16 protein-coding genes and 1 pseudogene are annotated in these 17,024 nt (G+C 71.8%); 14 read left to right on the forward strand and 3 right to left on the reverse strand.

Features of this window, described 5'->3' with window-relative positions; all coding sequences use genetic code 11:
* Positions 1–112 precede the first annotated feature (112 nt).
* A complete protein-coding gene (locus tag ACWDAS_RS38170) occupies positions 113–814 on the forward strand; it encodes an alpha/beta fold hydrolase (protein ID WP_450400182.1) in 702 nt (233 codons plus the stop codon).
* Positions 815–893: 79 nt separating this feature from the next.
* Here the strand turns inward: ACWDAS_RS38170 and ACWDAS_RS38175 are convergent, their stop codons facing one another.
* The gene (locus ACWDAS_RS38175) at positions 894–1,859 is read right to left on the reverse strand and encodes an AraC family transcriptional regulator (protein WP_450400183.1); all 966 of its coding nucleotides are present in this window, start codon (positions 1,857–1,859) and stop codon (positions 894–896) included.
* A gap of 293 nt (positions 1,860–2,152) precedes the next feature.
* Here ACWDAS_RS38175 and ACWDAS_RS38180 point away from each other — a divergent pair, with 293 nt between their 5' ends.
* The 6 genes from ACWDAS_RS38180 (at position 2,153) to ACWDAS_RS38205 (ending at position 9,522) form a co-directional block, all read left to right on the forward strand.
* Entirely contained in the window at positions 2,153–3,217 is a 1,065-nt protein-coding gene (locus tag ACWDAS_RS38180) for a LacI family DNA-binding transcriptional regulator (protein ID WP_450400185.1), read from the forward strand.
* Positions 3,218–3,474: 257 nt separating this feature from the next.
* Positions 3,475–4,725 carry a sugar ABC transporter substrate-binding protein gene (locus tag ACWDAS_RS38185; RefSeq protein ID WP_450400187.1) on the forward strand — a complete coding sequence of 417 codons (1,251 nt, stop codon included), beginning with the start codon at positions 3,475–3,477 and terminating at the stop codon, positions 4,723–4,725.
* 6 nt (positions 4,726–4,731) lie between these two features.
* Positions 4,732–5,715, forward strand: coding sequence for a carbohydrate ABC transporter permease (locus tag ACWDAS_RS38190; RefSeq protein WP_450400189.1), 984 nt, complete (start codon positions 4,732–4,734; stop codon positions 5,713–5,715).
* Positions 5,712–6,569 carry a carbohydrate ABC transporter permease gene (locus ACWDAS_RS38195; RefSeq protein ID WP_450400190.1) on the forward strand — a complete coding sequence of 286 codons (858 nt, stop codon included), beginning with the start codon at positions 5,712–5,714 and terminating at the stop codon, positions 6,567–6,569. Before ACWDAS_RS38190 ends, ACWDAS_RS38195 begins: the two co-directional genes overlap by 4 nt.
* A gap of 111 nt (positions 6,570–6,680) precedes the next feature.
* Positions 6,681–7,880: a glycoside hydrolase family 1 protein gene (locus tag ACWDAS_RS38200; protein WP_450400192.1), complete on the forward strand. Its 1,200-nt coding sequence runs from the start codon at positions 6,681–6,683 to the stop codon at positions 7,878–7,880.
* Between the two features lie 223 nt (positions 7,881–8,103).
* On the forward strand, positions 8,104–9,522 hold the full coding sequence (locus ACWDAS_RS38205) for a glucoamylase family protein (RefSeq protein ID WP_450400193.1): 1,419 nt from the start codon (positions 8,104–8,106) through the stop codon (positions 9,520–9,522).
* A gap of 95 nt (positions 9,523–9,617) precedes the next feature.
* On the opposite strand, the gene ACWDAS_RS38210 is transcribed toward ACWDAS_RS38205, so the two are convergent.
* The gene (locus ACWDAS_RS38210; RefSeq protein WP_450400195.1) at positions 9,618–10,298 is read right to left on the reverse strand and encodes an NADPH-dependent F420 reductase; all 681 of its coding nucleotides are present in this window, start codon (positions 10,296–10,298) and stop codon (positions 9,618–9,620) included.
* Between the two features lie 451 nt (positions 10,299–10,749).
* Positions 10,750–11,307 (reverse strand): DUF6884 domain-containing protein, encoded by a 558-nt coding sequence (locus ACWDAS_RS38215; RefSeq protein ID WP_450400196.1) that lies wholly within the window; start codon positions 11,305–11,307, stop codon positions 10,750–10,752.
* A 622-nt stretch (positions 11,308–11,929) separates the two neighbouring features.
* Here ACWDAS_RS38215 and ACWDAS_RS38220 point away from each other — a divergent pair.
* The 7 genes and pseudogenes from ACWDAS_RS38220 to ACWDAS_RS38250 all read left to right on the forward strand — a co-directional run bounded on the left by ACWDAS_RS38220 (position 11,930) and on the right by ACWDAS_RS38250 (position 16,900).
* Positions 11,930–12,220, forward strand: a complete 291-nt coding sequence (locus ACWDAS_RS38220; RefSeq protein ID WP_450400198.1) for a transketolase C-terminal domain-containing protein — start codon at positions 11,930–11,932, stop codon at positions 12,218–12,220.
* 281 nt (positions 12,221–12,501) lie between these two features.
* The gene (locus ACWDAS_RS38225) at positions 12,502–13,017 is read left to right on the forward strand and encodes a VOC family protein (protein ID WP_450400199.1); all 516 of its coding nucleotides are present in this window, start codon (positions 12,502–12,504) and stop codon (positions 13,015–13,017) included.
* Positions 13,018–13,201: 184 nt separating this feature from the next.
* On the forward strand, positions 13,202–13,576 hold the full coding sequence (locus ACWDAS_RS38230) for a DUF488 domain-containing protein (protein WP_450400201.1): 375 nt from the start codon (positions 13,202–13,204) through the stop codon (positions 13,574–13,576).
* Positions 13,577–13,585: 9 nt separating this feature from the next.
* Entirely contained in the window at positions 13,586–13,966 is a 381-nt protein-coding gene (locus tag ACWDAS_RS38235; protein ID WP_450400202.1) for a thioesterase family protein, read from the forward strand.
* Between the two features lie 153 nt (positions 13,967–14,119).
* Positions 14,120–14,356 (forward strand): annotated as a pseudogene (locus tag ACWDAS_RS38240) (DUF2201 family putative metallopeptidase); the annotation flags it as partial.
* 115 nt (positions 14,357–14,471) lie between these two features.
* A complete protein-coding gene (locus ACWDAS_RS38245; protein ID WP_450400204.1) occupies positions 14,472–15,884 on the forward strand; it encodes an APC family permease in 1,413 nt (470 codons plus the stop codon).
* Positions 15,881–16,900, forward strand: a complete 1,020-nt coding sequence (locus tag ACWDAS_RS38250) for an acetamidase/formamidase family protein (protein ID WP_450400206.1) — start codon at positions 15,881–15,883, stop codon at positions 16,898–16,900. Before ACWDAS_RS38245 ends, ACWDAS_RS38250 begins: the two co-directional genes overlap by 4 nt.
* Positions 16,901–17,024 lie beyond the last annotated feature (124 nt).

Consider the following 17,024-nt stretch of genomic DNA (forward strand, 5'->3'; position numbering starts at 1 on the left):
CGGCCGGACCGCCGGCCGCCCGGCGGCTTCCCGCCCGTGGGGACGTGTCCCTGCTGTCGCTCTCTTTTTTGGTTGTCCGTCCCGTTTTCCGATCGTGTACCAAAGGCCTCACATGACCACTGCAGAGAACAGCCGTCCCACCGTCCTGCTCGTCCACGGTGCCTGGCACGGCGCCTGGTGCTGGGAGAAGCTCGTCCCCGAGCTCACCGCGCGGGGATGGCGGGTCGACACGGTCGAGCTGCCCAGCGCGTCGCCGGACGCCGGGAACCCCGCCGGGATGTACGACGACGCACGCGTCGTCCGCGAGCGCCTTGACGCCGTCGCGGGCCCGGTGACCGTCCTCGCGCACTCCTACGGGGGCATCCCCGTCACGGAGGCCGCCGCGGGCGCGCCGAACGTGTCCCGCCTCGTCTTCCTCGCCGCCTTCGTGCTCGACACGGGCGAGTCCATCGACAGCCTGAGCGGGGGGAAGATCTCCGGCGCCGACGTCGCGACCCTCTCCGCGCACGGGCACTACGAGGACGCGAAGGCCGCCTTCTACGCGGACGCCGCCCCGCAGGACGCGGAGAGCGCCGCCGCGCGGCTGGTTCTCCAGACGGCCAGATCCTTCTGCGAACCGCTCACCGCCACCGCCTGGCGGACCGCGCCCGCCACCTACATCCTCACCGAGCAGGACACGGCGCTCGCCCCGGAGTTCCAGGAGGCCATGTCGGCCCGCGCGGAGCGTACGTACCGGCTGGCATCGGGGCACTCCCCGTTCCTGTCCATGCCCGCCGAACTGGCCGAGCTGATCACCGCGGACGCCGGCCGGTAGTCCGCGGACTTCCCCGGGACGCCCGGGGCTCCGAGGAGGGCGACGGCGCCGCGGGCCATGACCCGCGGCGCCGTCGCCGTCACACCGCGCGCACCCGCTCGCGACGGGGCGGCTCCGGATCCTCGTGACGGTCTCGCCCTGCCGCGCGGTACCGCCCGGGCGACGAGCCCATGGCGCGTTTGAAGGCGTGGCTGAAGGAGCTCTCGGAGCGGTAGCCCCAGTGCGCGGCGATCGACGCGACGGTGCGGTCGCCGGTCCTCAGCTCCCGCGCGGCGGAGCGGATGCGCCAGCCCGCGAGGTACTCCAGCGGCGGGACGCCCACGGTCTGCGTGAACCTGGCGGCGAACCGGGACCTCGACATCCCGCTCTTCGCGGCGAGCTCGGCGACGGTCCACGGGTGGGCCGGCATGTCGTGCATGAGACCCAGCGCGGCCCCGATGTGGCGATCGGCGAGCGCGGTGAGCCAGGCGCCGCCCTCGGCGCCGTGCCCGGCGACGTGCGCCCTGAGCAGGTGGACCAGCAGAACGTGCGCCAGCCGCTCCGTCACGAACGGTGTGCCCAGCGCGGGCTCGTCCGTCTCCGCACGGAGGAGTTCGAGCGCGGCCCGCACGGCGGTCGCCGCGCCCGACCCCGCACCCGCGTGGACGAGGGGCGGCAGGACGTCGAGGAGCACGGCGGCGTTGGTCTCGTCGAGGTCGAATCCGCAGCCCACGACCACCGCGTCGGGAGCCGAACCGATCCGGACCGTGGACCCCTCGGTGTAGCTCGCGAAGACCTCGGTGCTCGGTACCGCGCGCATCGGGGGGCCGCCGGCCAGCACGTAGGCGCGACCACTGCCGATCAGGTAGCAGTCGCCCTCCGTCAGGGTCACCGGCTCCGGTACCCCGGCCACCACGATCCTGCAGGTGCCGCGCAGCACGGCACCGAACTTGATGTGCCGGTACCCCGAGAAGCCCACGGCCCACGGCTCCTGGGCCTCCAGCCGTGCGAAGTGCGCGCTGCGCAGGTCGAGCAGGCCCAGCACGTCGGTCAGCGGATCCGTCACTCTTCCTCCGGCGCCGGCGGCACACGTACGTCTCCCACGCCCGGGCGCCGACGCAGCCGGCGGGCCGGTGGGAGTTCCCGGGGGCTTCAGGTTACCGACCCGGGAGGACGAGCCGCGCCGCGCCGCCCCCCTGCCGGTCACCGCCGGGGGAGGGGCCGCCCTTGCCCACCCGCAATGTCCGCGCCTAGGGTGAATGCGCTTTCAGGAACATATGCGGTTCGTCCGGCAGGCTCCTGGGAGCGCCGCCGGAACGGAGGGTTCCGGCCGGATCGAAGGAGCTTGGGGTTGCCTCAGTGAGCACTGTCCCCACGGTGTACGACGTCGCCGGGCAGGCGGGCGTCTCCATCGCCACCGTGTCGCGGGTCTACCGCAATCCGGAGTCGGTACGGGCCCAGACCCGGGAACGGGTCCTCGCGGTCGCCCGCGAACTCGGGTACGTCCCGAGCGGGAACGCACGCGGCCTCGCCAGCCGATCCACGGGCGTGCTCGGGCTGTGCTTCCCGGACTACTCCGACCCGGACGCGGAGAGCGAGGCGGGCGACGCCGAGGACGACGCCGCCATGCTCTACTCCGACCAGATCATCCGCGGCATGGAGCGCGCCGCCCGCCGGCACGGCTACGCGCTGCTGATCGCGGCCTCGCTGCAGGGCGGGCCGGAGAGCCTGGTCGCCAAGGTGGCGGGGAGGGTCGACGGCTTCGCCGTCCTGGCCAGGACGGTGCCGACCGAGGAGCTGGAGGCGATCTCCCGGCGGCAGCCCGTGGTGATGCTCGCCGGCCCCCGGGAGGACGACCAGCTGGACCACCTCGACCACATCGAGGTCGCCAACCAGGACGGGCAGCGGGAGCTCACCCGGCATCTGATCGAGGACCACGGGCTGCGTCGGCTCGCCTTCGTCGGCGGGGACAAGGCCTCGCCGGACGCGGAGGCGCGGTTCCGCGGCTACCACGAAGCCTGCCTGGCGTACGGCATCGCCGTGGGCGACGAGCCCGACCTGCGGATCGACCCGATGACCCAGGCCGAGGGCGCGCGAGCGGCCGAGGCGCTGCTCGATCGCGGCGGGGAGCAGCCGCAGGCCATGGTCTTCGCCAACGACCAGATGGCGGTCGGCGCCCTGCACACCCTGGAGCGCCGCGGTGTCCGGGTGCCGCAGGACGTGGTGGTGACCGGCTTCGACGGCATCGCGCTGAGCCGGCTGGTACGGCCCGCCCTGACCACGGTGCGCCAGCCGATGCTGCGCCTGGGCGAGGAGGCCGTGGAACTGCTGGTGCGCCGGCTGGACGGCGGCCGCGCGGACGAGCCCCGTTCCCTGGTGCTGCCGGTCACGGTGGTGCGCCGGGCGAGCTGCGGCTGCGGATAGCCGCGCCCTGTCCGAGAAGGGATGCGCCGGGGACCGACCCGGCGCATCACGCGGGGATGTGCGGACGTCCCGATGGCGGCGTGAGGTCACCGCCCCCTGCCCGCCACCCCGGCGCCGTGTGCCCGCGGATGTCCGCGCCGTTACGTGAGTGTGACCAAGCCTCCCCTTGCGCCGCCCCGGGCGTCTGGACCAGGGTGAATGTATGCGCTTACAGGATGCGCATACATTCACCGCAGTGCTCAAGGAGGAGCCCGCTCATGCGCCGAGCCGTCAGAAACTCAGCGGTCGCCCTCACATTGGCGACGACCGCCTTCGCCGCCGCCGCGTGCGGCAGCTCCAACGGCGGCAAGGAAGTCGCGGCCGACAAGAAGCAGACGCTCACCGTCTGGGCCATGGGTGCCGAGGGCGAGAAGCTGGGTGAGGTCGCCGAGGAGTACCAGAAGGCGCATCCCAACATCACCGTCAAGGTGACCCCGGTCGGCTGGGACGTCGCCCACCAGAAGCTGGTCGCCGCCGCTGCTGCCGGAACGCTGCCCGACGTCGCGCAGATGGGCGGCACGTACCTCGGCGAGTTCGCCGACCTCGGGGTGCTGGAGCCGGTCGACACCAAGGTCTTCAAGAAGGGCGACTTCTTCCCCGCCGGCTGGGACCAGGGCGTGGCCGACGGCACGGCCTACGGTGTGCCGTGGTACGTCGACACCCGCGTCCTCTACTACCGCACCGACCTCGCCGAGAAGGCCGGCATCGCCAAGCCCCCGGCCACCTGGCAGGAGCTGCAGCAGGACGCCGCCGCGTACCAGCACAAGGCCGGAACCAAGTGGGGCCTGTACATCCAGTCCAGCGGCCTGGACACGGTGCAGAGCTTCTACCCGTTCCTGTACTCCGCCGGCGGCACGCTCATCGACGACGGCGGCAAGGCCGCCGTCAACTCCCCGGCGGCCGTCAAGGCGCTCGAGTACTACGGCAGCTTCTTCGACAAGGGCCTGGTCCGCAAGAGCGTTACGCCCGGCTACGACGTCACCAAGGACTTCAACACCGGCGACGTGCCCATGTTCTTCTCCGGCCCCTGGCACCGGGGCATCCTCAACGAGCAGTACCCGGACCTGAAGGGCAAGTGGGCCGTGGCCGCCGTCCCGTCCGACCAGTCGTCCACCTCGATGGCGGGCGGCTCCAGCCTGGTGGTCTCCAAGGACAGCGAGCACAAGGCCGCCGCCACGGAGTTCATCAAGTACCTCACCGACGCCAAGAGCCAGGCCGACTGGTACCGGCTCACGAGCGACCTGCCGGCCAACACCGCCGCATGGGACTCCGGTGAGCTCACCCAGAGCCCCGACCTGCAGGTCTTCCGCAAGCAGATGGAGACCGCCAAGGCGGCGCCCACGCTGGCCAACCTGACCGAGATCACCTCCAAGGTCGACGAGGCCATCGGCGCGGTGACGCAGGGCAGGAGCCCGGCCAAGGACGCGGCGGACAAGGCCCAGTCCCAGGTCGAGAGCCTCCTGAAGTAGGACGCCATGAGCACCACGACAAAGACGGCCGCGAACGCGGCGAGCGGGGCGACCCGGCCGGGGGAGCACCCCTCGGCCGCCGGGCCGGCCCGGGGCCGCAGACGCGGCTCCCTGGGCGTGCAGAACCTGGCGGGCTGGCTGTTCTCCACCCCGTTCCTGGTGCTGTTCGGCGTCTTCATGGCGCTGCCCATCCTCGCCACGCTGGTGATGAGCTTCACCGACTTCAGACTGCGCGACGTCACGCACCCGTTCGACGCGCAGTTCATCGGCCTCGACAACTACGTACGGCTGTTCGGGGACGACAAGTTCCTCACGGCGCTGTTCAACACGGCGTACTTCGTCCTCGTCGGGGTCCCGCTGACCATCGTGATGGGCCTGGCCGCCGCCCTGGCGCTGAACAACGGCATCGACCGGGCTCGGACCTTCTTCCGGGTCGGCTTCTACGCGCCGGTCGTCACCAGCATCGTCGCCGTCGCCGTCGTGTGGCGCTTCGTCCTCGATCCGGCGGACGGCCTGATCGCCGGGCTGTTCGCGGAGGTCGGCCTCACCGCACCCGACTTCCTGGGCTCCGGGTCGCTCGCCATGCCCTCGCTGATCGCCATGGCCGTGTGGCGCAACCTCGGCACGGTCATGGTGCTGCTCATCGCCGGCCTGCAGGCCATCCCCACAGAAGTCCGCGAGGCGGCGCGGCTCGACGGCGCCGGCGCCTGGCAGGAACTGCGCCGCATCACCGTCCCGCTGCTGCGGCCCACGCTGCTGTACGCGACCGTCATCACCACCATCGGCTACCTCAACGTCTTCGAGGAGCCGTTCGTGATGACCCAGGGCGGCCCCTCGGACCGCACGCTGACCGTCTCGCTGGACATGTACCGCGAGGGGTTCAACTTCTTCCACATGGGCTATGCGAGCGCGATGGCGTATGTGCTCTTCGTGGTGATCCTGGGCATCACGGCGCTCCAGCTCCGACTGCTGAAGGACAACACCCGATGACCCCGACCCGCACCGGCACGGCCCGCCCCGTCCCGGGGATCCGCAGGCCGCTGACGTACGTCCTGGTCTCCGCCGCACTGGTGGTCATGGCCGCGCCGTTCCTGTGGATGGCGCTGTCGGCGTTCAAGACCGGCCGCGAGCTGACTGCCTCACCGCCGGTGTGGATCCCGCGCGAGTGGACCCTGGACAACTTCCGCCGGCTGCTCGACCGGCTCGACCTGCCGCTGTACTTCGCCAACTCGCTCGTCGTCGCGGTCCTCACCACCGTGTGCAACCTGGTCTTCTGCTCGATGCTCGGCTACGCCCTGGCCAAGCTGCGGTTCGCCGGGCGCGGCAAGATCTTCGGGCTGGTGCTCGGCGCCCTCATGGTCCCCGGCAACCTGATGCTGCTGCCGATGTTCGTGCTGATGAGCAACCTCGGGCTGCTCGACTCCTACGCGGCCCTGGTGCTGCCGTTCGCGGCCGGGGCGTTCGGGGTCTTCCTGATGCGGCAGTTCATGCAGGCCATCCCCGACGAACTGCTGGAGGCGGCGCGGCTGGACGGCGCGGGCGAGTGGTACATCTTCTGGCGGATCGCCATGCCGCTGGTGAAGCCGGCCCTGGCCACGCTGGCGATCTTCACGTTCCTGGGCTCCTGGAACAACTTCGTGTGGCCGCTGATCGCCACCAACGACCCGGACAAGTACACCCTCCCGGTGGCGCTGGCCACCTTCGCCACCGACCCCAACCGCTCGGCGGGCTCCAACGGCATGCTGATGGCGGGATCCCTCCTGGTCGTCCTGCCCGTCCTGCTCGTCTTCGCCGTACTGCAGCGGCACTTCACCCAGGGCGTCGCGACCGCGGGCATGAAGTAGCCCGCCGGCGCACGCCCCGCGCCCCGTAGCGCCGCGGCCCGCCGCCGCCCCCGGCACACCACCCGGCGGCTCCCCGCGGCCCCGTTTCCCACGCACCAGAAAGACTCAGCGATGACGCACGCCGTGACCCCGTTCCCCGAGGGCTTCCTGTGGGGGGCCTCCACCGCCGCCCACCAGATCGAGGGCAACAACACCAACAGCGACTGGTGGCGCAAGGAGCACGACGAGGCCGCGGGCATCAAGGAGCCGAGCCTGGACGCCTGCGACAGCTACCACCGCTGGCGCGAGGACATGGACGTGCTGGCCGGACTCGGCTTCACGGACTACCGCTTCAGCATCGAGTGGGCCCGGATCGAGCCGGCGCCCGGCCACTTCTCCCGGGCGGAGCTCGCCCACTACCGCCGCATGGTCGAGGGCGCGCTGGAGCGCGGCCTGCGGCCGATGATCACCCTGCACCACTTCACCGTGCCGCAGTGGTTCGAGGACCGCGGCGGCTGGACCGCCGAGGGCGCCGTGGAGCTGTTCGAGCGCTACGTGCGGGCCACCGCGCCGGTCATCGGCGAGGGCGTCGGGCACGTGTGCACCATCAACGAGCCCAACATGATCTCGGTGATCGCCGGGCTCGCCAAGTCCGGTGAGCACGGCTTCCCCCCGGCGGGCCTGCCCACCCCCGACGAGGAGACCACCCGGGCGGTCATCGCCGCGCACCACGCGGCCAGGGATGCCGTCAAGGAGATCAACCCCGGAATCCGGGTCGGCTGGTCCGTCGCCAACCAGGTCTACCAGGCCCTGCCCGGCGCGGAGGACGCCACCGCGGCCTACCGGCACCCGCGCGAGGACGTCTTCATCGAGGCCGCCCGCGGCGACGACTGGATCGGCGTCCAGTCCTACACCCGTACCAAGATCGGCGCCGACGGCCCGATCCCGGCACCCCAGGACGCCGAGCGCACCCTCACCCAGTGGGAGTACTACCCGGCCGCGGTCGGCCACGCCCTGCGCCACACCGCGCGGATCGTCGGGGACGTCCCGCTGATCGTCACCGAGAACGGCATCGCCACCGCCGACGACTCCCGCCGCGTCGACTACTACACCGGAGCGCTCGGCGAGGTCGCCGCCGCCATCGAGGACGGCCTGGACGTCCGGGGCTACCTGGCCTGGAGCGCCCTGGACAACTACGAGTGGGGCTCCTACACCCCCACCTTCGGCCTGATCTCCGTCGACCCCGAGACCTTCGCGCGCACCCCCAAGCCGTCGGCCCGCTGGCTGGGCGGGCTCGGCCGCAGCCGCGAACTCCCGCGCGCCGCCGGCTGAACCTCCCTCGCCCGGCCCGTCGTACGACGGCCGACCGGACCCGGGAGCCGGCGGGCTCCTGACACCCGCCGGCTCCCGCACATCGCCACCCGGCCGTTCGGCCACCCGGCCACGCGACCACCTGGCCGCACCGCTCGCGCCACACCGCTCACGCCGCACCGCTCGCGCCACACCGCTCACGACAGATCCCACCTCACCCACCTCTCCCAGGAGCTGGAGCCGTATGGACCGTCGTACCTTCCTCACCGCCGCCGGAACCGGGGCCGGAGCGCTCGCCCTCGGTCTGGCCTCCGCGCCGCACGCCTTCGCGTCAGCGGCAACGTCCGCGCCCGGCGCCGGCGCGGAGCTGCTGCGCACCTGGTTCCGCGCCACGTACCGCTCGATCGCCGCCATGACGACCGGACTCGGGCTCACCTCCGACAAGATCGACGTCAGCGGTCCCGGGCGCCCGGTCCCCGCGCGCCAGACCTCGCCCACCAACATCGGCAGCGGGCTGTGGTCCACGGTCGCCGCCGCCGGCCTCGGCGTGATCTCCCGGGACGACATGCACCGCGACCTGTCCCGCACCGTCGCCGCCGTAGAGCTGCTGGAGCGGCACCACGGCTTCTGGCTCAACTGGTACGACGCGTACGACGGTTCCGTCCTCACGACCTGGCCGGAGAGCGGCGGCCCGGTCCGCCCGTTCCTCTCCTCCGTCGACAACGCCTGGCTCGTCACGGGACTGCGCATCGCCGCCCACGCCGACCCCGCGCTGCGCCCGCGCATCGCCCGGCTCCTGGCCGACGCCGACTGGTCGTACTACTACACGCCCTACGACCCCGCGGACCCGGCGGGCCATCCCGGCCAGCTGCGCGGCGGCTTCTGGACCGACAACGGAGAGCCCACCGGGCACCACTACGGCGCACTCAACACCGAGCCCCGCATGGCGAGTTACCTCGGCATCGCCGACGGCAGCCTGCCCGCCGAGCACTATTGGCACCTGTACCGCACCATGCTCCCCGAGTGGGAGCAGGAGCAGGCGCCCGGCGGCTGGTACGCCACGATCGACGGCTTCCAGGTCTGGCAGGGCCACTACACCTACCGCGGCCGCAAGCTCGTCCCCACCTGGGGCGGCTCGATGTTCGAGGCCCTCATGGTGCCGCTGTTCGTCCCCGAGCCGGAGTGGGCCCCGCACTCCTGGGGCACCACGCACCGCCGCTACGTGCGCAGTCAGATCGAGCACGGCCTCGTCGAGGAGGAGTACGGCTACTGGGGCTTCTCGCCCGCGAACATCCCCGAAGGCGGCTACCGCGAGTACGGCGTGGACGCCATCGGCCAGCAGACCGACGGCTACTACTCCCTGGGCGTCGTCACCCCGCACGCCTCTTTCCTCGCCCTGCCCTTCGCCCGCGGCGAGGCGATGGCCAACCTCCGGGCCCTGGCGAGCGACTTCGGCGCCTACGACGAGGAGTACGGCTTCCGGGACTCCGTCAATGTCACCACCGGCCGGGTCAGCGACTTCGTGCTCGCCCTCGACCAGGGCATGATCGCGGCCGCCATCGCCCAGCAGCTCCGCCCCGGCCTGCTCCAACAGCCGTTTCGCACGGGCGGATTCGCCTCCCGGGTGCGTCCGCTGCTCTCCCGGGAGCGCTTCAGCATCTGACGCCCGGTTCCTCCGCCCCTCGGTCCTCCGCCCACCGCACCGGCGCGCCCCGTCCGCGGCGCGCCGGTGCCGCTGCCGCCGGAGGGCGGCAGGGGTCAGTGCTCGGCGGCGGCCAGGAGGTCCCGAATGGTGCCGGCGGAGGCCGGGGTGGCCTCGGCGTTCGCGAAGTCCGCGGAACCGCCGGCGTACGGCAGGCCGTAGACGGGGGTGCCGGGCTGGGAGCGCCAGCTGTCGGCGAGGGTGCCGTAGGCGAGGGCGTCGTATCCGAGCAGGTCGAGAAGGTCGGTGGCGTGTGTGACCGCGGCCGGGTCGTCCCCCGCGATCGGCAGCGAGGTCCGGTCGGGCGAGCCCTTCGGGCGGGCCAGCGCGGCGAGGTGACGGAAGAAGATGTTGTTGAACGCCTTCACCACGTGGGCGTCGGGCAGATGGCCCTGGAGCAGCCGGCTGTCCGTGGTGGCGCCGTCCTTGAGCGCGGCGATCTCCCCGTCCCGTTCCGGGTAGTAGTTGCCGGTGTCGATGACCGTCTTCCCGGTCAGCGGGGCGACCGGGACCTGGTCGAACGCCCTGAGCGGGATGGTCACCACGACCCAGTCGCCGGCCGTGGCGGCCTCCTCCGGGGTCGCCGCGCGCGCCCGGGGGCCGAGCTCGGACACCAGGTCGCCGAGTGTCTCCGGGCCGCGCGAGTTGCTGAGCACCACATCCAGGCCCGCGTCCACGGCGAGCCGTGCGAGGGTGCCGCCGATTTTTCCGCTGCCGATGAGTCCAAGAGTTGCCATATACCTCGGAACCCCGGGCTCCGCCGTTCTGTTTCCGCAACCCCGCAAAGCCCGGGCAAAACCGACTTCTGACCCCAGGGCGCGGGGCCGCGCCCTGGGGTCAGAAGTCGGGGGCGGCGGGCTGCCCACGGCAGCCGTGTGGCGCGCGGTCGGCTTGGTCTGCGGTCCCCTGGTGGCGACGGCGGGCTGGGCGGTGCGGCACGCGAGCGGGCCGCGCCGGCACCTGGGGGTGGCGCTCAACGGGGCGTGGTGACGAGCGAGGGCCTGTATCCGGGCGTGGCGCTCCGGCACTGGGGCGAGGCCGCTGTGTTCATCGCGCTCGGTTGCCCGCTGACGGCGGTGCTCCCCCGCTTCCGGGCCCGGAGGCCGGGAACCCCGTTGCGGGGCCACGACGACGGTGGGTTGACGACGGAGGGCCCATGCGTCACCACCCTGGGACGTAAGCGCATGACTATCCGTTGCGGCGCCGGAGCAGCATGGCCCTTCGCGCGTCGCGTGCGCGGGCCGTGGTCGGTGAAGTGCCCGCTGCGCCACCTGGCTCGCCTTGGCTTGGGAACCCCGTCGGGCAGCACGCGGAGCGTGCCATCGCCGCGAGTCGTGCGAACTGCTCGCCCATGCCCCGCGTTCCGCTCAACGGGGTCCGGGCATGCGGCCACACGGCCTTGGCGAGCGCGGCATGACGGGCACCGCCGAGGATCACGACGGGGTCGAGGGCGGCTATCCCGAGGTACTCCGCCTGGCCCAGGAGGACTCGGGCCGTCACCGCGTCGGCGGCGCCGTGCGCTGTGTCGTAGGGCTCGATCTCGTCGTCGAGGTCGAGCAGACCGTAACGGGAGGAGAGGATCACGAGCCGATCCGGCCGGAGTGCCTCGGCGGCCTTTCGGCACGCGCGGTGGTAGGAACCGATGTACATGTCCGCCGCCCGTGCGCGGTGGTCCAGCTTGCGTGCGCCGCAGGGGATGACGATCAGTTCCGGGGGGATGCCGTCGGTGTGGTCGTTCGGAGTCATGCAGGTCCCTTCCAGGTCCGTCTACGGTCGCGTTCGACGCGCACGTGTCCAGCGGCGCCGAGTTGCGGTGTGGGGAAGGACAGCGCCGGCATTGATCCGCGGATCTCCCCGGACCGCTGACGGCACCTGGCCGTCAGGGCCACGTTCGCGGATTCCCGGTCTTGCCCGGGCCGTCCCGTTCGAGGGGACCCGCTGACCGCGACCGGGCGCGGTGTTGTGCTCTCGACCTCCGGAGTCGGCTGCGTCCCTGACGCCACGTAGAACGCGGCTCGGGGAGCGGGCGAAGGCCGTACCGGAGGACATCGGGCCCTCGGATCCGGACATGCCGCGCAGGCGCCCGCGGCCTCCGGACGCCGACGTCCTGATCTGCCGCGATCCTGGCGTGCCGGGGGCCCCGACGTTCCGGGCAGCCCTCGTGACCTCGAAGCCGCCGACGAGGTCCACGGTCCCGGCGCCGCGGTCCGCCTCGGGCCGAGGTGGTGGCCGGGCTGCGCCGTGTGGGCGATGTCGATGTGCTGCGCGAGTCGCGCGGCGGATTCCTCGTGGTCGCCGCAGGTGCCATGACGCGAACGGCGCTCGAGGCGGCGGAGCTGTGTGCTCGGTGGGGCGCGTGGAGACCACGGTGGTGGATCCTCGGTGGGTCAAGCCGCTTCCGCTTGAGCTGCTGCGGCCGGCCGCCCGTCATCCCGTGGTGGTGGCGGTCGAGGACGGACTGCGCACGGGCGGCGTGGGAACCGCCGTGATCCAGGAGCTGCACGATGCGGGAATCGCCGCGGATGTGCGCGTGCTCGGAGTGACCGTGGGCTTCCCCGAGCAGAGCAGCCGCGCCGCGGTGCCGGCCGAGGCGGGGGTGACCGCGCGGTCCATCGCCGAAGCGGTCGTGGCGGGGGCCGGCAGGGCCGAGACCGCGTGAGCTTGCCGCCGCCTGCCGGCCGCCGTCGGCGAGGCGTCGACCTGGCGCAGGCGCGTACCCGGCGCACCCGGCCGCTCCGGTTTCGGCAAATTCTTGATTCAACAAGTAAAAAGCTCTAGGCTTCGTTGAAGCGTCAAGTCAGGAGTGAGGTGCGGGCGGGTCCCGGCCGGAGCACGCAGGGCCGCCCCGTCCATCGCGACGCGCACCAGGCCCGCCGGCGCCCGCCCGCACCGGTCGTTCCCGCGGGATCCGCGCCGTTCGCAGGAAGAAGGAGTACGACCATGGCACAGCCGCAAGGCGAGGAGCTGCAAGCGCTTCTGGAGCGCCAGGCGGAGCTGAGGGACCGGTATCTCGTCCCGACCGCGGAGCGGACTCCGTCCACGGCACAAGGGGTCCACCACGCCGCGTTCATCGCCCGCGACGTCGAGGAGACCATCCTCTTCTACCGGGACGTGGTGGGATTCCCGCTGGTGGATCTCCTCGAGAACCGGGACTACCCCGGATCGACCCACTTCTTCTTCGATCTCGGTGGCGAGAACATGCTCGCCTTCTTCGACTTCCCGGGCCACCCCCACCCCGACTACGCGGAGACGGTCGGAGGCGGTCACCACATCGCGGTGTCCGTCACAGCGGAGGCGTACGACGAAGTGAAGAGCCGCCTCGACGAGCGGGGCATCCCCTACGCGAGCTTCCCGAGCGAGGTCGCGAACAGCATGTTCCTGGCCGACCCCAACGGGTTGCGGATCGAACTGATCACGGAACCGAAGGGGTACGCGCTCGGCGAGTACCTCCTCTGACCCGATCCGGGCCGCGGCCGCACGGTGCCGCCGGGCCGGACGGAGAGGTGAAAGGTCGCCTGTCGGCCGTCCTCTCCGCCCGGCCGGTTCCGGCGGTCGTGCCCCGGCTGAACGAGCCCCGGTGCCGGGCCGCCGATAGAGTGATGGTTGCCATGCAGGCCGAGCGGGGAAGGTGACGACGGCCATGGCCGGACGGTTCAGGTACCGGCGGATCTACCAGGACACCTCGTCGCAGGACGGCAGACGAGTACTCGTGGACCGGCTGTGGCCCCGCGGCGTCAGCAAGGAGCGCGCCCACCTGGACGAGTGGCTCCGCGATGTCGCGCCGTCGCCCGACCTGCGCCACTGGTACCACCACGACCCGGACCTCTTCCCCGAGTTCCGTGAGCGCTACATCGCCGAACTGGGGGACGCCGATCACCGGCCGGCCGTGGAGCACCTGCGTGACCTGGCCGCCCACGATCGGGTCACGTTGCTCACCGCCACCAAGGACGTCGATCGCAGCGAGGCCGCCGTGCTCGCCCAGTGGCTGGACGCCGCCGACACCACGAGCGGTTAACGTGGTGGCATGCGCCACGAGGTGACCGACGCCGACACCGCGGCAACGGTGGGCAGCGGAGATGTGCCGGTGCTGTCCACGCCGCGGCTGATCGCGTGGATGGAGGCGGCGACGGTGCGGTCCGCCGCACGGTTCACCGCGACGGGTCAGACAACGGTGGGGACGGCGCTGCGCATCGAGCACGTCCGTGCCACGCCGGTCGGGGGACGGGTCGATGTGTTCGCCGAAGCTCCGGCCTCCTTCGCCGGCCGGCGCCTCACCTTCCGGGTGCGGGCCGTCGACGGTTCGGGCCGGCTGGTCGCGACAGGTGAGATCGACCGGGCCGTCGTTGATCGGCAGCAGTTCCTCGCGGACGCGCTCGACGCGGAGCAGACCGCCGAACCGACGTGACGACGCGGGCCCGCCGCACTGCGCGAGCCGGTCCGGCTGCCACTGCGGGGCGATACCGGAACCACCCTCGGACTTCACGGCGCGGCCCGGGTCCGCGCGGACGCCCGTCCGGCCCGCGGCCGGGGCGACGGCTGGCCGTCGCCGCCGACCTGAAAGACGCTCCGAGCACGGCCCCGGCCGGACATCGTCGTGGTCCTGACCGGCGGTCAGACACCGTGGCGGGAGAGCCGGCCGGAGTGCCGCACGGTGGTGGGCCTGTTCCCCCGGCTGCGGGCTTTCCGGTCGTGGCGCGAGGACTCTCCCGACTATGTGCCGGACTCACCGCCCGAGTGGGCGCGTGTGGTCGAGATCGGGTCCGGTCCCGCTGATCGCCGCGCGGCGTCGAGCTGAGCGATCATCACCTCACAGTCGATCAGAATCCCTGTGCACAGGCGTTCCCCTGCGTCCCGCGCGGCCCCTAAGATCACCCCGCCAGTCAGGGGACCGCGGCCGCCGGGGAGGCGACGTGAGCGACAGTGCACCTCAAGGGGAACAGCTCGAGAAGTACGGCTACACCCAGCAGTTGGCGCGTTCACTGGGTTTCTGGGACCTGGTGGTCTACGGCCTGGTCTTCATGGTGCCGATCGCGCCCTTCGGAATCTTCGGCGGGGTCTTCCAGGGCTCCGGCGGCATGGTGGCCCTCGCCTACGCCATCGGCATGCTGGCGATGATGTTCACCGCGCACTCGTACGCGCAGATGTCCCGGGCCTTCCCGATGGCCGGGTCGGTCTACTCCTACGCCGGGCGGGGCATCGGCGCGCCGCTCGGCTTCCTGTCCGGCTGGATGATCCTGCTCGACTACATCCTCGTGCCGGCGCTGCTCTACCTGATCGCCGCCGTGGCGATGAACTCGCTCGTGGCCTCGGTGCCGGTCTGGCTCTGGCTGGTCGGCTTCGTGGTGCTCAACACCGCCGTGAACTACCTCGGCATCGAGATGACCGCCAGGATCAACAAGATCATGCTCGCGGCCGAACTGGTCGTCCTCGCGATCTTCCTGGCCGTCGGGGTCGTCGCGCTCGCCCGGGGGAAGGGCAACGGCTTCAGCTTCCACGCCTTCTACAACTCCGGCACCTTCTCCTGGTCCCTGATCTTCGGGGCGGTGTCGATCGCGGTGCTCAGCTTCCTGGGCTTCGACGGCATCTCCACCCTCGCCGAGGAGAACCGCGAGTCGGCCCGGGCGATCGGCCGCTCGATGGCCGCGGCGCTGCTGCTGGCCGGGGTGCTGTTCATCGTGCAGACCTGGCTCGCCGCGATGCTGGTGCCCGAGCCGCAGCAGCTGATCAGCGACGGAGACCCGGACGGCACCGCCTTCTACGACGCCGCGCGGGTCGCCGGAGGCGCCTGGCTGGGGACACTGAGCGCGCTGGCCACCGCCATCGCCTGGGGCTTCGCCAACTCCCTGGTCGCCCAGGCGGCCACCTCCCGCCTGCTCTTCGCGATGGCCCGCGACCGGCAACTGCCCGGTTTCCTCGCCAGGGTCGACGCCCGGCGCCGCGTCCCGGTCAACGCCACCGTCCTCGTCGCGGCGGTCTCGCTCGTACTGGGCCTCTATATGAACTCCCGCTCGGACGGCATCACTCTGCTCAGCTCCCTGGTCAACTTCGGGGCGATGACGGCGTTCCTGGTGCTGCACGTCTCCGTCGTCGTCCACTACGTCGTCCGCCAGGGCAGCCGCGACTGGTGGCGCCACCTGGTCGCTCCGCTGATCGGCTTCGCGATCCTCACCTACGTCGTGATCAACGCCAAGGTCACCGCCCAGCGGCTGGGATTCCTGTGGCTGGCGGTCGGCGCCGTCCTGCTGGTCGGCCTGCTCATCGCGGGCCGGCGTCCGGAACTGCCCACCGAGACCTCCGCGGCCAGGGAGGCCGAGCAGTCATGAACGATCTCGACGTTGTACGACTCCATCCCACCCCCGAGCAGTACGCCTACGCCTTCGGCGGTCGTGAGCCGCTGCTGCGGGTGCGCCCGGGGACCATCGTGGAGCTCTTCACCGAGGACTGCTTCGGCGGCCTGGTCCGGGGGCCGGAGGACCTCCCCAGCAAGGTGTGCGAGTTCCCCTACCTCAACCCGGTCACGGGCCCGATCCACGTCGAGGGGGCCGAGCCCGGTGACACCCTGGCCGTGCACTTCGTCGACATCGCGCCCGCCCGGGACTGGGCGGTGTCCACCACCTTCCCGCACTTCGGCGCGCTGACCGCGACCCACTCCACGGCGATGCTGCACGACCCGCTCCAGGAAGTGGTCTGGACGTACGGGATCGACCGCGACCGCAACAGCTGCCTGTTCCGGGCCCGGTTCTCCGACCACACGGTCGAGCTGCCGCTGGACCCGATGCACGGCACCGTCGGCGTCGCCCCCGCCGCCGGCGAGGTCGTCATGAGCATCACGCCGGGAGCGCACGGCGGGAACATGGACACCCCGGAACTGCGCGCGGGCACCACCCTCTACCTGGGCGTCAACGTACCCGGGGCGCAGCTGGCGATCGGCGACGGCCACTGCCGGCAGGGCGAGGGCGAGGTGTGCGGCACGGCGGTGGAGGCGGCGATGAACACCGTGGTGGTGATCGACCTGATCAAGGGCGGTGCCCCCGCCTGGCCGCGCCTGGAGAACGACCGCTTCCTGATGTCGACCGGCTCGGTACGGCCGCTGGAGGACGCCTACCGGATCAGCCAGCACGACCTCGTCGGCTGGACGGCCTCGCTCACCGGCCTGCACCAGTTGGACGCGTACCAGCTGGTCAGCCAGGCCGGACTGGCCCCGATCGGCAATGTGGTGGACACCAACTACACCGTGGTCGCCAAGCTCCCCAAGAGCGTGCTGGACGGCGCTCCGGCCTACGACGGCCTTCACCGCGCGCTGCGCGAGAAGGGCCTGGAGTACCTCCGCCGACGCTGAACCGCCGTCGACGGGCGCCGGCCTGTCCCTGCCGCCGGGGTCGGCGGCACGGGGACAGGCGGTTTCGGTCAGCCGAACTGGCCGGGCTGGTAGGAGCCGGCGGGCTGCTGGTTGATGACGTTGA

This window comes from Streptomyces sp. NPDC001070 (genome assembly GCF_053598835.1).